Origin of the sequence: Hufsiella ginkgonis (assembly GCF_009834915.1) — a bacterium.
GTDB lineage: Bacteria > Bacteroidota > Bacteroidia > Sphingobacteriales > Sphingobacteriaceae > Hufsiella > Hufsiella ginkgonis.
The window spans coordinates 855,376-870,385 of sequence record NZ_WVHS01000002.1 but is presented as its reverse complement, the minus strand read 5'-3'; the positions used below and the strand labels follow the sequence as shown (position 1 = coordinate 870,385).

Genomic DNA, 15,010 nt, shown 5'->3' with positions numbered 1-15,010 from the left:
GAAATTTTTGTAAAAAGCTGGCAGGCCTTCTGCCATAAAAAGCTGTAAAATTTAGGTACATTTGGTTGTTAGTTAGTTAATAGTCTATTGATACAGGTTATTTTCAACAACTGACGCGCCTTCGTCCAAGTGGGCGATAACCAGGGGCGGGTCCAAACGCTCCTGGTTTCAATGGTTGATCTTTTCCGGGGGTAGGTAAGGTCAATTCATGATCACGATCCTCCTTCCTTCTTTGCTGAAACGTGCGCCGTCTAATTTTTCCAGGTAGCTAAGTAATTCTTCCACTTTCTTGGAGCGATCGAATACGCCGCTGAAATATTGATCGGTTTTGGTTGACCCCTTGTATACGATCTCTACATCGTACCACCTGGATACCTTTTTCATAATGCTGGCAATGTTTTGGTGCTCGAAAACGAAAAGGCCGTCACGCCACCCGGTGGCCTCTTCTACATTCGCATCGCTGATGACAATATGATCAGAGCCGTTCTCCACAACGGCTTGTTTCCCGGGTGTTAACATGGCCACCGATCTGTCCTTTTTGATCCTGACCGACCCTTCCAGCAGCGTGGTGTTTACAAAACTGTCGTCGTGGTAAGCCGATATGTTGAAGTGAGTACCCAGCACCTGTGCCGTTACCCCGTTAAATGCCACGTTAAAGGGTTTATCTTTATTTTTTGCGACTTCAAAATACCCTTCGCCGGTTAGCTCAACGTTTCTTTGCCCGCCAGTGAATGTGGTAGGGTAGCGCAGCGAAGAGGCGGCGTTTAAACAAACTTTGGTGCCGTCGGCCAGTACGAGCTCAAATTTGCTGCCTTTTGGGGTGGTCATTACATTGTATTCAACATCGGCATCCCGCTCGCTTTTTGGGTGGTAGGCGATCTGGCCTTCCCTGGTTTTTAAAATGGTCGCCTTGCCCTGGTGAGGCAGCTGCCCCATTTTCGCGTCGCCCAGGTCGATGGTTTCGCCATTGGCCAGGGTTAACACCGCCCTGTTCGAAGCAGGCAGGAGATCGGGCTGTTTTGCCGTTTTTGGAATGCCTGCCTGGTTGGGCTTACCGGCGTTTTGTGACCGGTTAATGTATAAACCCAAGCTTACCGCGAAAACGAGCATGGCGGCAACGGCAAACCATTTGTAAGGAATACGGCGATGGCCGGTGCCGGTGTCGCCGGTCTCGTTGTAAGCGTCGTCCGCTGAAGTGATGCGGGGACCCGCGATCGAAGGATTTTTAATGTCGTGGAGGATCTGATCGAACAATCGTTTTTCGAAGGCCTCCCGTTCTTCGGGGGTAAGTTCGACCAGTTCGTCCGCGACCGATCCGTAGGAGTTAAACCATTCACTTACGGCTTCGCTTTCTTCCTGCGAACAACTGCCGGCGAGGTATCTGCGGATTATTTCAATCGAAATAAATTTCTTCATAGAATTGTGTCGTAAAGGTTTATGACACCTAAGTCGGTTGCCGGCGCCCTTACCCCTAAAAGAAAATAAAAAAACGCCGCTGCTGCGTTGTTAAAACGATTTTGTAGGCTGCCGCCCGCCCTTCATCAGCAATTTCATTTTTTTTGTTTTACTTAGCAGGAATTATAAACCCCAGGCCGATTTTTCTTAGCAAGTGCACTGATGCATAATTTTGAAAGTTATACTGACAATGACCTGCTTAGCGTTTTCCTTAAAAATGAGGATGCTGTTTTTGCACAGATTTACAAACGTTATAGCTACAAGCTATTTGTGTTCGTAAACAAGCGCCTGCGGGATGTGCAATCTTCGGAAGAGATCATTCAAACCATATTTGTAAAGTTTTGGACGAACAGGTCGAATCTAAAGATCTCCAGTTCGCTGAAAAGTTATTTGTATTCGGCCGCGCAATACGCAACCATCGATTTCCTGCACAAGGAGGCCGTCCGCAAAAAGTATTATGACCTTGCCTATTTCAATGCCGTTGGCTCCGATCTTTCTACCGAAGACCAGGTGTTGGTGAAAGACCTGGAGGGCAGCATCCGGCGGGCGCTGAGAGGGCTGCCTGCCAAGTGCCGGTCCGTATTTATGCTGAGCCGTTACGAGTACAAAAGCAACAAAGAGATCGCCGCGGAGCTCGGCATTTCTGAGAAAACCGTGGAAAACCACATTACCAACGCCATCAGGAGACTCCGGTTATCACTAAAAGACAGTATTTGCGTGGTCATCGCTTTCGTGCTTTTAGAATTATAGGTTTAATTGATCCTCCATATTTCCATATTTATTGTATATGAAACGATTTCTCCTGCTGCTGGTCCTGTTGTCCGCTGTCGCGCCGGGCGACGTCCGGGCACAGCAACCCACCGCCAAAGTCCCGGCTGCCACTTTTACGAACCCGCTCCCGGTAAAGTTTGGCGATCCGTACCTGTTGCAAACCCGCGGGATGTATTATATGTACGGCACCGGTGGCGGTGCGCGGAACGGGTTCGCGGCCTATCAATCGGCCGACCTGGTGAACTGGAAGCCGCTTGGGCAGGTGTATACCAGTAACCGGGAAACATCGTGGGGCGTCGGTGCGTTCTGGGCTCCCGAAGTGTACGAGGTAAAGGGAAAGTATTACCTGTTCTTTAGCGCCCAGTGGCGGAATAACCCTACCAACGAGCTGGAGAATTTCAAGATCGGCATTGCGGTATCCGATAATCCCGGGGGGCCGTTCGTCGACTTTTCCGATAAGCCGCTGTTCGACCCGGGCTACCCGATCATCGACGCCAACGTGTTTTTCGACAAGAACGGGCGGGTTTACCTGTATTATTCCAGGTGCTGCTACAAGCATGCCGTAGAAAGCGACATAGCTGCCCTGGCGCGAAAAAACGGGTGGTTTAAAGAGATCGAGGAGAGCTGGGTATATGGCATCGAGCTCAAACCCGACTTTTCGGGCGTGATCGGGGAGCCGGTGTTGTTGCTTCGGCCGCCGGTGAGCTCCGCAGATAAACAGGCGGAATGGGAAAGCAGGTCGGTTACTTCGGGAGAGGTCAATCGCCGGTGGACCGAAGGGTCGGTGACATTCAGAAAAGACAATACTTATTATCTGATGTACTCCGCTAACCATTTCGGCGGCCAAAACTACGCCGTGGGATACGCTACCTCAGCCTCGCCGCTGGGCCCTTTTAAAAAAGCCGGGAATAACCCCGTGCTGGAAAAAAACACCGGCAAAGGCGGAACGGTGACCGGAACAGGGCATAACAGCATTACTTACTCGCCCGATGGCAAGGAAATGTTTTGTGTTTACCACGCCAGGACCAGCGCTACCGGCGACGAGCGGGTGGTTTTTATCGACCGCATGACCGTGAAAAACGGCAGGATCACGGTGAACGGGCCTACGACGGTACCGCAGCGGGTGCCCTCAGGGAGGTGAGCCAGGGTAGTGATTTTGTTGAGATGACACTTATGAAAAACGGTCGGCAGGTCATTCCAGTTCACTTAATTTCAGGTATCCGAGATGTACTTCATCGCCGGGCAGGCCGGTTTGAGGCGTCAGCCGGATGTGGTAGCTGTTTTTTTGCCGGGGTGAAAGGATCTCTTCTATTTCGTACAGGTCGTCTACATCGATGCCGTATTTATCGTCGATGTGCGCATTCGCGTCTTCGAAATGGTTATGTTTAAAAAAGAGCGTTTCTTTTGCTTCCCGGAAGGCGGCGGCCCGGTCCGGTTTAACGGTAAGCACCGGGTAGTGCTGTTCCTCGAACTTATTAGGCTGGTAGCCGCCTAAGTTAATAAAGAACAGCCTGCCGGGCGATTGCTTATTGCCAGCCGGCCCTTCGTGGACGGTCACCCTAAAGTCGTCGACCGCCGTAACTTCCCGCCAGGCGTCGATGTGGATGCGCTCCGGTTCCGGCCAGAAGGACCTGATCGCCGGGACCAATTCATTTAACGAACCCGCGATAGCAAAGAAAATATCGTGTTGCTCGGTATGTCTTCCCGGTGGCTTACAGCCCAGCAGGAGCATGAAAAGTTTAAGTTCTGCCATGGTACTAAGGTATTGCTATCCATTCATTTCTGTGTTACCTTTGTTTTTTTAAACGAAGCGATATGCAAACTGAGAGAGCGATCCTGGCCGGCGGATGTTTTTGGGGAGTTGAAGAGTTGTTCAGGCATCACCCGGGGGTTATTTCTACGGTAGTAGGGTATACGGGCGGCGATGTGCCCAATGCAACTTACCGTAACCACGGCACGCATGCCGAAGGGATCGCCATCGAATTCGATCCCGCGCGTTTAACTTACCGCAAGCTGCTCGAATACTTCTTCCAGATCCACGACCCAACTACCCGTAACCGGCAGGGGAACGATATCGGGGCATCCTATCGTTCGGCCATTTTCTTCATGAACGAAGCGCAGCGCGGAACCGCTAACGCGTTAATTGCCGAGATGGAGTCTTCCGGCAAATGGCCCGGTAAGATTGTAACAGAGGTGGTACCAGCCGCAGATTTCTGGAACGCCGAAGAGGAGCACCAGGATTATTTGCAAAAACATCCCTATGGGTATACCTGTCACTTCGAAAGACCAGATTGGAAGCTGTAGGGCTGATCTCCGGAAGTATTGATACCGGACTGAGTGGCTGTTGCACAACATCAATTTTCCACATACAAAACAAGCGCATTAGCAAAGGCTTTAAGTGCAGCAAGTTTATTCGCTAAGCTAAACTCAGGCGAGAGACTCTCCGGCAAGCCACCCAAAGCCTATTGATTTCATTTTTGATATGTCTTGCTATTACCTGCGTATTTCTTACCAACTCATTGCCCCGGTATTTAAGCATCTTTTTGAGATCAGCTTTGATTACACTGTCATACCTGGAATGCTGCTCAGGAACAGATCAACATCAATTACTTATCTTATCAGGTATACTTCACAGGCTGAATGCTGATAGCCAAATATACTCTCCAGAAATTCAGCTTGATCCGATAAGTTACTTCCGTGAGACCGGGATCTTATCCTTCTTCAGAGGAGGTGAAGACGGAGGAGGCAATAAAATCGCAGGCCTATTTGAGGAAACTTTCAAAATGCGGATCTGTGCCCGTTACATAATTGAACCTGATCTCGCGGCCTTCCAGTCCCTCCGTATCGCAAATCCTCATGGGAACGGTCAGGTTAGATTCGTTGGTGGAGATCATTTCATTTCCAAAAACCAAAATATCGGTAAACAGGCTAAGCATGGTGAAATCGCCCACCGTGTCGGGGACCCGGATCGTTTGTTCTGTGTGTGGAAAGGGCGTTTGCCGGCTGATGGCGTAGACCGTTCCAAGGCCGATCCTTTCAGCCATGCTCCCTGTTTGTGCGGCCGCATATTCGGCTTCGCTGCTGGTGAGTTTTGCAGTGATGCTGATCGCTTGTGGTATAAAGACCGTATTGCTGTCCAATTGCGGCACCAGGTTTTGCATGATCTGTACCTGCGGTTCTTTGGTTAACGCCTGGTTCATGGTTTCCGAAATTACCAGGTGTATAGCATCGGGATCCCGCAACCGGTAAGTTACGGCATCATCAAGGATATATTCTTTTACGTACGCTTCCAGCGCCAGCTGTCCGTACAGTTTTTGGACCGCAGCAAGCGAAGCGGCGTTAATATCCATAAGGGTAAAGCTCAGTTCCCCGGCACTGAACACGGTGGTCATGGGTGTGAGCAGCGCCGCGTACGGGCCGCAGCCTGCATAAAAGATGCCGATCTTTTTGCCGGGGTAACGCGCCTGCTGCTGCAGGATGGCCTGGTGAACCCCCCGCACAAATTTGGTGGTGCGTGCAAGCTCGAGCAGGCATTGTGCCGCCCCGGCAGGGCCGATGGCTTTTCCCCATGGGAGGTCGATATCTTCCCCGGAAGGCTCGCCCGCAGAGATCCCGCTAAGCGAGGCATAAAACTGGTGAAGCTCGTGCAGCTGGTCGAATAGCCGGTTATAGTTCCCGGGATCGCGGAGAATGGTAGCGGTACTGGCGGTCAGGATGTCGGGAAGCATGCCGGTGCATTTAGAAAGAAGCCAATAATATTCATTATTATCGGTGTTTTATGCGTGACTGACATTTTCCGGGTGTTCCGCGGCTCGTTTAATAGTTCTGCGGGCTTGCATGTATTTATTAACCTCGCTCATTTTACCCGTTGATCCTGCCCGTTTTCCCTGTAAAAAATCTAATTTCACAGGGCCGTATGTTAAAAGCGTCTTCCTTATACATCGTATTGATCATTTCGCTGATCATCGCCATTTTATCGGCCTCGCTCATCAGCATCGCGTTCTTTTACCGGTCGGCCTCACAAAAAAGCAAACGGATGAACCGCTTGCGCATGAACGCCGAATCAGGACGGGCACTGCTGTTGTCGCGCGATGCGAAGGTGACGGATTTCCAGCGGCTGGACCTGTTCGACGAGGGAACGGACAGCGTGGTCCTCCAGAAATCAGCCTGGGGGCTGTTCGATGTATGTTCAGTTAAAGCTTTTGCGCAAGCAGATACGGTTAAGGAGGCATTCTTAACGGGTACAATCACGGCTGCAGACCAGGTAGCGCTGTTTCTTTCGGATGAAGACCGCCCGCTATCCGTGAGCGGGAGCACCCGGATCACGGGGTCGGCGCAAGTGCCCAAGTCAGGCGTGCGCCAGTCTTACGCCGATGGAAGACCGTACACCGGGACGGAGCTGATCTATGGTAAGATATCCGACAGCAAACGTACCCTGCCCGCGTTAAATGAAGAGCGGCTGGGCGTTATCAGGTCGAAGTTGTCGCCGGCTGATAAAGAGGTGGTTACCGGCAATTTGCCGGATTCGGTTTTCCGGTCTTTTTTTAACCCGGGGCTGGAAGTTCATCTCGACAAGTCGCAAACCAGGATCAGCAGCAAGGTGATTTCGGGCAGGGTAAGCATTTATTCGGATACGGTGCTCACCATCCCCGGAAATACGCTCTTAAAGGATGTGGTCATTTATGCGAGGTCTATCGTCATTGAAGAAGGATTCAAGGGGAATTGCCAGCTGTTTGCGCGCGATTCCATCGTGAGCGCCAGGGGATGCGTGTTTAACTATCCTTCGGTCATGGCCATCGTTAAGGCTGGCGACAGCAACATCCAGCCGAAGATATCCCTTGGCGAAGACACCCGCTTCGCAGGTATTCTTTTATCGCGCGAAGACAACCGCACCGCGCTGCAAACCATCATCAGCATCGGCAAGCAAAGCCACATTAAAGGTGAGATCTATGCTACGGGTTACCTGAAAATGCAGGCACCGGTAACCATACACGGGAAGGTGTCGTGCATTCGTTTTATCATGCAAACGCCGGCTACGCTTTATGAGAACTTCCTCATCGATATCACCATCGATCGCACGGCAAGGAGCAAATATTATTTATCATCGTCCATATTCAGCAATGAAGCGGAAGAAAGGGAGATACTGCAATGGGTGCGGTAGCGGGTAAGAAAATAGCTGCGGCTACCCTGGTGGAAGTGTTGGTGGCCATGGTGATCATCATGGTGGTATTCAGCCTGGCGATCGGTATTTTTACGCGGGTTACCGGTTCCGGGCCTTCGGCCGGCAGCCAGCAGGCGAACCGGCAGATGCGTCGGCTGATCGCCCTGTGCCGTGAAATACCGCAGCCCGGGGACCTCGATACCGTTGCCGACAGTATCCGGTATAACAGGGTGGTAGCTCCTTACCGGAACAGCCGCGACGTGTTATTGGTGACCGTTACCGCCACGCAGCGCGGAAGGGTGTTGGGCGTGAGCAAAGCGCTGATTAACATACATGAGCATGGTCAATAAAAAAGCCCCGGCATTCACCATCCTGGAGGTAACCGTCGCCATGCTGTTGTCGGCAATCGTGATCTCTATTGCTTACCTGGCTTTTACGGTGGTTAACGGGTATTACGCCCGGTATAGCGGGCTTAATGCGCGGGTTGCCGAATTCCTGCTTGCCGATAACGTACTCGGCAGGGATGTACGCGACGCCAGCCTGGTAATGGGCACCGCGACCGGCATCAGGCTGCAAACCACCGCCGGGGAGATCGAATACGTCTTTCAGCCTCAATACATACTGCGCAGTCAATATGGCTTAAAAACCGATACCATCCGGGTGCAGGCAACAAGTCCCGAATTAACTTTCGAGCGTGCGCCGGCTGGCGAAGGCCAGAAAGCCGACCATATTTCGTTCGTCATTAACCTGGAAGGAAGACTGGTGCCGTTAATTTATCAGAAACGTTACGGCGCCTCGCAACTTTTCGAATAAGGCTGCCTTTAGAAACACCGGTATTCGTTATCATTGTATATGCCTTCTATCGACCTGTCACAATATAAAGCGCCTAAAGCCAAGCCTGGGCCTGGTAAGGTTAACTGGGCTGAAGTGCTTAACCGCGACATTAGCTTTGGCGGGAGCGATCTTCCCGACCGCAGGAAAGAGGCGTTTTATGCCGGGCTCAGTATGTTGCTGTTGTCGGGCATAGACCTCCGGATGGCATTCGAACTGATCGTAACGGACGAGGCCTCCGGGAAAGACAAGAAGATGTTTAGCATGATCAAATCGGGTATCGAGTCGGGAAGCGCGCTTTCAGACGCTATTAAGGCGGCGGGGAAGTTCGGCGACTATGAGTATTACAGCATCCGCATCGGCGAAGAAACTGGAAAGCTCGGCGAGGTACTTGCCGGTTTGGCGGCCTACTTCAAAAGCAAGATCAGGCAGCGGCGCAAGGTGATCAGCGCGGTAACATACCCGCTCATTGTGTTGTGCACCTCGTTTGGCGCCGTTTTTTTTATGATGAAATTTGTAGTGCCGATGTTCGGCGATGTATTCCTCCGCTTTGGCGGAAAGCTTCCGTGGATCACGGCCCTGATCATCCGGATCTCGGGCTTTATCGATGCCTGGTCGCTCTACGCGATCCTGTTCCTGCTAATCGCCGCGGGATTCCTGTTCGCCGCTAAGGAAAAGCCATGGCTGCGAAAAACATCGGCGAAGCTGGTACTGCGGGTGCCCGTGGTAGGCGAGATCGTGCGTAAAATCTACCTGGCGCGTTTCGCCAATACCATGCGGTTGCTGGTAGGTACCAATACGCCGTTGCTGCGTGCCATCGGGCTGGTGCGGCAAATGATCCCGTTTTACCCGGTAGAATCGTCGCTCGCCAGGGTAGAGCAGGATATCATGCGGGGCGAGTCGCTGCACCAAAGCCTCTCGCAATTTGGCTTTTACCCGCCGCGTTTGATCCAGCTGATCAGGGTGGGTGAAGAAGTGAACCGCCTCGAACATTTTTTTGAGAAGATAGCGGAGCAATACACGGAGGAAATTGAGTACCGCACTCAAACGATCAGTACCGTATTGGAGCCATTAATCATCATCCTATTGGGTATCGTGGTAGGCGTAATCCTGATCGCGATGTATTTACCTATGTTTCAATTAAGTAACAGTTTCTAATTCATTTCCCCCTGTTTTCCACACTTTGAAATCACATTTGAGTTGTTAATTTAGTGCAGGCAACAACCCCATCATGAAATCCATCATCAAAAAGAAATTACCCGCATACACGCTGACAGAGATCCTGGTGGTATTGGTTATTATCGGCATCCTGGTGCTGCTGGCGCTGCCCAATTTGCTGCCGCTTATCACCAGGGCAAAAAGCACCGAGGCCAAGCTTCAGCTGGAGCACCTCCATATGATGGAGCGTAATTATTTCTTCGAAAATTCGAAATACACGAACGACCTCAGCGCCATCGGCTTTATACAGGAAAAGTTAACCACCGACGGAAAAGACGGAAAAGCCAACTACCGGATCGAAGTGATCCAGTCAGGCGCGTCCACCTTCGTAGGTCGTGCCACGGCGGTAACCGACTTTAACGGGAACGGCATTTTTAACGTTTGGGAGATCGACCAGGATAAGAATCTGAAAGAAGTAACCCCCGACTAATGCTGATCAGTATATGGTTAACGGTTTGCCTCCTGTTTATTTTTATCCAGGACCTGCGCTCCAGGGCGGTTTACTGGCTCTTGTTCCCGGTTTTGCTTGCGTTGCTGCTTACTGATGCGTATCGCGGGCAAACAACCGGCACGCTGCTGTTTAATATTTCGGTAAACCTCTCCTTTGTGAGCATACAGCTGCTGGTGCTGAGCGCCTGGTTTTCGTATCGGGAGAAAAAATGGGTATGGATCACCGATGGCTATCTCGGCTGGGGCGATATACTTTTCCTGGTTTGCGTGGCTTTTTACTTTCCCCCGGTCAACTACGTGGTTTATTATATGGCGAGCCTGGTAGTTACCCTGGCGGTTTCGCTGCCATTCCTGGCGAAGTCGGGCGGAAGCTGGAAGGTCCCGCTCGCCGGCATCCAGTCGATCCTGTTGCTGGGCCTGCTTTCGGTTTGCTGGGCATTTAAATGGAGCCCTTTCGACGACAGCTTAATCATTTCGTTCCTGCAGCCATGAACCGCCATGAAGTCATAGATATCCCCAAAAGCACCCTGCATATTCTCAGTAAAGAACAGGCGCGCCATTACCGCATCCTGCCCAAAGAGGAAACGGGAGCAGGTATCGTGTTTTTTTGCGACGACTCATCAGACATCTCCGCGCTGCAGGCAGAGCTCGAAGTGATCCTCGGGAAAACGGCCATCATGGAGCCGTTACCGGCGGAGGCGATCTCCCGGCTGCTGAACACGTTCTATTATAGCGCCAAAGAATCGGAAACAAGTGCCAAACAGTCGCTGCCGGCCGACGGAAAGGATTTCCTGAATACGCTGATCCGCGAAGCCAGGAGCCTTAAAAGCAGCGACATTCATCTCGAGATCTATGAGAGCCGCTGCCGCGTACGGATCCGTATAGATGGGATGCTCGTGGAGCGCTACCTGCTTAACAAACTGGAATACCCGGCCCTGATCAATAAGATCAAGATCCAGTCGAACCTGGATATTGCCGAGAAGCGGCTCCCGCAGGACGGTCGTTTGCTGTTTGAGGGGAACGGCGAGAAGTTCGACATCCGCGTATCGGTACTGCCGACGCTGCATGGCGAAAAAATGGTACTCCGCTTGTTGAACAACAATGCGGCCAACATCGACCTGGAGAGGGTGGGTTTCTCGGCGTTCGACCTGGCAAACTATCACCAGGGCATAAAGCGGCCAAACGGGATACTGCTTATCAGCGGGCCTACGGGGTCGGGTAAAACCACTACGCTGTACGCCACGCTGAAGCACCTCAATAAAGAAACCCGCAACATTCTTACCATCGAAGACCCGATCGAGTATACGCTTGAAGGGATCAACCAGGTACAGTTAAAAGAAAATATCGGCCTGAGCTTTGCTTCCGCGTTGCGGACTTTCCTGCGGCAGGACCCGGATGTGATCATGGTAGGCGAGATCAGGGACCCTGAGACGGCGAATATGGCGATCCGGGCAGCGCTTACGGGGCACCTGGTGTTATCGACCATACATACCAACTCGGCGTGGGGAACGGTCTCCAGGCTTACTGACATGGGGATCCCGGGCTTCCTGGTGGCCAATACGCTGAATACCACCGTTGCACAACGGCTGTTGCGGTTGTTGTGTATCCATTGTAAACAGGAGACGCCGTTTACCAACGACCTTTACCCGGGGCAGTTCGTTCCCTATTTCCCGGTTAGCAGCCATTCGGTGGCCCGGGGCTGCGAGCATTGTTACTATACCGGTTACAGCGGGCGCAAGGCGGTGTACGAGGTGATCCCCGTAGACCACGAGCTAGCTATGCAAATAAAGCAGGGAAATATGTATATTGATTCCATGCTAAAGGAGCGCGGGATTAAAACGCTGGCCGAGAACGCATTCGGGCTTTTTGCCTCCGGGCATACGTCTATCGAGGAGATATATCCTCTACTATTTAACTACTAAAATCACCTGGCGGAGAACATTGCTGAAACCTTATTTATGAAAAAAGTCTTACTGCTGGTATTTTTCTTTGTCTCAGTGTTCCAGGTGCAGTACCTGTTTGCGCAGGGCGATGCACGTGCAGAGCGCCTTCGCCTGGTTGATGAGCGGTTGCGTAACCTCGCCATCACCGTGCCCGGTCTCAACCAGCGGGTGCAGCTGGCGGTGTCGGGCGCTTCTGCACAGGAGTTCCTGCGGGCGCTGGCCCAATCGAATAACCTGAACATCAATGTCGATCCGCAGGTGAGCTTTAAGGTGTACAATAACTTTACGAATGAGACCGCGCTGAACGTGCTCTTGTTCCTGGTGAAGGAGTTCGACCTTGATATGAACCTTACCGGGTCCATCATATCCGTAACGCGGCCGCCGCTACAGCGCCCGCTGGTAGTGCCCCGTGATATAAACGCACGCTATAACGCGCAAAACAATACGCTTAGCCTGGAAGTCAGCAATGATACGCTCTCGCAGGTGGCACGTAAGATCACCCAGTTGTCGCAAAAGAACGTAGTAGTGCCGCAGGCGCTGCTTAACGCCAGGGTAAGCGGCTTTTTCAGCGAGGCGCCTTTTGAAACGGCACTGGAAAAACTCGCTTATGCGAATAACCTGAAGCTTACGCGTACCAGCGATAACGTGTATGTTTTCCAGTCGCTGGAGAATGGCGAGGAACTGTTCATCGACGGCGACCGCAATACTTCGGTGAGGCGTACGCCGAGGCAGGTGAACGCGGGGCCGGGAGGCGCTGCAGGTCCCGGGACTTACAGCCTTTTCAGCCGGACAGGGCCACAGGGAAAAACCATCAGCGCCGATGCCACCAATACGCCGGTGATCGACCTGGTAAGAGGTGCATCGCAGGAGGTGGGGGCAAATTATTTTATTTATTCCGAAATCCGGGGGAATATTACTACCAAAGTAACCGATATCAGCTATGAGAACTTTCTCAGCTCGCTATTCCAGGCAACCGAGTATACATATAAAAAGGAAAACGGGATCTACCTGATCGGCGAGCGGCGGTTGGAAGGATTGCGCACCAACCGCGTGGTGCAGCTGCAGAACCGGTCGATGGACACCATCCTGGCCATGATACCTACCGAGTGGAAACGGGGCGTGGAAATTAAGGAGTTCAAGGAACAGAATACCCTGCTGTTATCGGGCTCGTCGCCGCAGATCACCGAGATCGAAAATTACATTAAACAGATTGACCGGCTGGTGCCGATGGTGCTCATAGAAGTAACGCTCCTGGATGTACGTAAAGGCCACGGTGTTAAAACCGGGATTTCCGCAGGCGTGTCTGACAGCGTTAAAACCGGGGGTACCGTGATGCCGGGCCTTGATTACACGTTCGGTGCGGCTTCTATTAACGATTTCTTGTCGCGGCTCGGCCGAAACAGTTCCATCAATATCGGCAGGGTGACGCCTAACTTTTACGTAAGGCTGAGCGCGCTCGAGCAGAACAACAACGTAGAAGTAAGGTCTATTCCCAAGCTGTCCACGCTGAACGGTCATGCCGCGTCGCTTTCTATCGGGAGCACGCGCTACTATAGCCAAAAGACACAGAACGTGATCCCCTCGCTCACCACTCAAACCGTGGTTACCGAGCAGTTCATCGAGGCCAAGGCCAACCTGGTGATCAACATACGCCCGATCGTTTCCGGCGACGACCAGGTGACGCTCAACATTAAAGTAGACATTTCTGACTTTATCGGCAATCCGCCGGAGAATGCCCCGCCGCCCACTTCTAACAGCAAGTTCGAATCCATTATCCGCGCCAGGAACGAGGACATGATCGTGCTCGGGGGATTGGAGCGTACGGAAAACAGCGACTCGGGATCGGGTGTACCGTTCTTATCCCGCATCCCGGTGATAAAATGGCTCTTTAGCAGCCGGGAAAAAACTACCAGTAAGGTGGTTACGCTGGTGTTTATCAAACCGATCATCGTTTATAACTAGCCATGGCCGGATGGTTCAACCAATACCAATGGCTTAACGCCTGTACGGGACTGGAAGTGCATATTCTTCCAGACCAATCGTACAGCGTAAGGGCCGTGCAGGTATCGGCCCGCAAAGGGCAGCTGGACATCACCAGCAAGGAGATCTTCGACGGCAGTATTCCCGCCATTATTAAAAAGCTCCCCGTGGAATTGCCGGTGGCCATTACCTTAACAGGTAAAGGGGTGCTTACCAGGCAGGCGTCCGGTACGGGCGGCGATCATATACATCACCTGTTCCCGAACCTGGACCCGGCAAACTTCTGCATACAGCAGTTCGTAACGGGGGACCAGGTGTATGTTTCGCTGGTGCGCAGGGAGGTGGCAGAGGCGATTACCACACAACTGCGGCAAGCAGGGCTCATGGTGCTTAGCCTAAGCCTGGGCGTGTTCCCGGTTGCGCATGTACTGAAGCAGTTTAACTCGTACGGTGCTGAAATTGATTTCGATGGACACCGCATTATCTCAACGGATAAGGAAACGTGGGAAAGTTACCGGTATGAGCCCGGCGTTACCGCCGAATACCCGTTAAAGATCGATCGCGAGGTGCTGGACGACCGGCTGATCATCGCCTATGCCACCGCCTTTCAGCTGGTACTGTATAACTACCTCGTCCCGGTGGTAACGCAGGACCCGGCGATGCTGAAGGTACTGGACGAATTCAGGGAGGGGAAGAAGTTCAGGTTCCGGTTTGCCGCTACGGTGGTGGTTTTCTTTGTGATCCTGCTGGTTAATTTTATCGTTTTTAGCACGTACCACACCCGTAATACCGAACTGGCAGGCCGCGTAACGCTGGGTTCTGACAATGAAAGCCTGGTGCGGAGGCTCGCCGGCGAAATGCGGAGCAAAGAGCGCCTGCTGCATGACCTTGGCTGGAACGGCGGCACCAGTTACGCGTTTATCTGCGACCAGGTGGGGCAAACGGTGGCCCGCGGCATTACGCTTACGGAATTGTCTATAAACCCGGTAAGCAAAACCTTTATTGGAGGGGTGCAGGCCGGGGAAACGGAGATCGGCCGGGTGCGCATCGTGGGGTCAGCCACCGGGATAGAACCGGTAAACGAGTGGATCTACCTGTTAAAACAAAAAAGCTGGGTGAAAGAGGTTAGTTTACTGCAATACGCGCCATCAGCAGACGACCCGGAAGAGAAACAGTTTTCGCTAAGCCTCAGTTATTGAGT

General features: G+C 52.2%; 15 protein-coding genes. 12 read left to right on the top strand and 3 right to left on the bottom strand.

Features of this window, described 5'->3' with window-relative positions:
* Positions 1-201: 201 nt before the first annotated feature.
* Entirely contained in the window at positions 202-1,416 is a 1,215-nt protein-coding gene (locus GS398_RS10675) for a FecR family protein (RefSeq protein WP_160906744.1), read from the bottom strand.
* Between the two features lie 201 nt (positions 1,417-1,617).
* Here GS398_RS10675 and GS398_RS10670 point away from each other — a divergent pair, with 201 nt between their 5' ends.
* On the top strand, positions 1,618-2,205 hold the full coding sequence (locus GS398_RS10670; RefSeq protein WP_160906743.1) for an RNA polymerase sigma-70 factor: 588 nt from the start codon (positions 1,618-1,620) through the stop codon (positions 2,203-2,205).
* Between the two features lie 37 nt (positions 2,206-2,242).
* A complete protein-coding gene (locus tag GS398_RS10665; RefSeq protein WP_160906742.1) occupies positions 2,243-3,367 on the top strand; it encodes a glycoside hydrolase family 43 protein in 1,125 nt (374 codons plus the stop codon).
* A gap of 51 nt (positions 3,368-3,418) precedes the next feature.
* Here the strand turns inward: GS398_RS10665 and GS398_RS10660 are convergent, their stop codons facing one another.
* Positions 3,419-3,979 carry a DUF1543 domain-containing protein gene (locus GS398_RS10660; protein WP_160906741.1) on the bottom strand — a complete coding sequence of 187 codons (561 nt, stop codon included), beginning with the start codon at positions 3,977-3,979 and terminating at the stop codon, positions 3,419-3,421.
* A gap of 62 nt (positions 3,980-4,041) precedes the next feature.
* On the opposite strand from GS398_RS10660, the gene msrA reads away from it, so the two are divergent.
* Complete coding sequence (msrA, locus tag GS398_RS10655; protein WP_160906740.1) at positions 4,042-4,530, top strand: peptide-methionine (S)-S-oxide reductase MsrA; 489 nt, start codon at positions 4,042-4,044, stop codon at positions 4,528-4,530.
* A gap of 458 nt (positions 4,531-4,988) precedes the next feature.
* Here the strand turns inward: msrA and GS398_RS10650 are convergent, their stop codons facing one another.
* Positions 4,989-5,954 (bottom strand): SAM-dependent methyltransferase, encoded by a 966-nt coding sequence (locus tag GS398_RS10650; protein WP_160906739.1) that lies wholly within the window; start codon positions 5,952-5,954, stop codon positions 4,989-4,991.
* Positions 5,955-6,142: 188 nt separating this feature from the next.
* Here GS398_RS10650 and GS398_RS10645 point away from each other — a divergent pair, with 188 nt between their 5' ends.
* The 9 genes from GS398_RS10645 to GS398_RS10605 all read left to right on the top strand — a co-directional run bounded on the left by GS398_RS10645 (position 6,143) and on the right by GS398_RS10605 (position 15,008).
* The gene (locus GS398_RS10645) at positions 6,143-7,387 is read left to right on the top strand and encodes a hypothetical protein (protein ID WP_160906738.1); all 1,245 of its coding nucleotides are present in this window, start codon (positions 6,143-6,145) and stop codon (positions 7,385-7,387) included.
* Positions 7,375-7,737: a type II secretion system protein gene (locus tag GS398_RS10640; RefSeq protein ID WP_160906737.1), complete on the top strand. Its 363-nt coding sequence runs from the start codon at positions 7,375-7,377 to the stop codon at positions 7,735-7,737. Before GS398_RS10645 ends, GS398_RS10640 begins: the two co-directional genes overlap by 13 nt.
* Positions 7,727-8,200, top strand: coding sequence for a PulJ/GspJ family protein (locus GS398_RS10635; RefSeq protein ID WP_160906736.1), 474 nt, complete (start codon positions 7,727-7,729; stop codon positions 8,198-8,200). The genes GS398_RS10640 and GS398_RS10635 overlap by 11 nt, the downstream gene beginning before the upstream one ends.
* Before the next feature lie 39 nt (positions 8,201-8,239).
* Positions 8,240-9,376, top strand: coding sequence for a type II secretion system F family protein (locus GS398_RS10630; protein ID WP_160906735.1), 1,137 nt, complete (start codon positions 8,240-8,242; stop codon positions 9,374-9,376).
* Positions 9,377-9,449: 73 nt separating this feature from the next.
* A complete protein-coding gene (locus GS398_RS10625; RefSeq protein ID WP_160906734.1) occupies positions 9,450-9,866 on the top strand; it encodes a type IV pilin protein in 417 nt (138 codons plus the stop codon).
* Complete coding sequence (locus GS398_RS10620; protein WP_160906733.1) at positions 9,866-10,378, top strand: hypothetical protein; 513 nt, start codon at positions 9,866-9,868, stop codon at positions 10,376-10,378. Before GS398_RS10625 ends, GS398_RS10620 begins: the two co-directional genes overlap by 1 nt.
* A complete protein-coding gene (locus tag GS398_RS10615) occupies positions 10,375-11,808 on the top strand; it encodes a GspE/PulE family protein (RefSeq protein WP_160906732.1) in 1,434 nt (477 codons plus the stop codon). The genes GS398_RS10620 and GS398_RS10615 overlap by 4 nt, the downstream gene beginning before the upstream one ends.
* Before the next feature lie 36 nt (positions 11,809-11,844).
* The gene (locus GS398_RS10610) at positions 11,845-13,791 is read left to right on the top strand and encodes a type II secretion system protein GspD (protein WP_160906731.1); all 1,947 of its coding nucleotides are present in this window, start codon (positions 11,845-11,847) and stop codon (positions 13,789-13,791) included.
* A 2-nt stretch (positions 13,792-13,793) separates the two neighbouring features.
* Positions 13,794-15,008, top strand: a complete 1,215-nt coding sequence (locus GS398_RS10605) for a hypothetical protein (protein ID WP_160906730.1) — start codon at positions 13,794-13,796, stop codon at positions 15,006-15,008.
* The last annotated feature ends 2 nt before the right edge of the window (positions 15,009-15,010 follow it).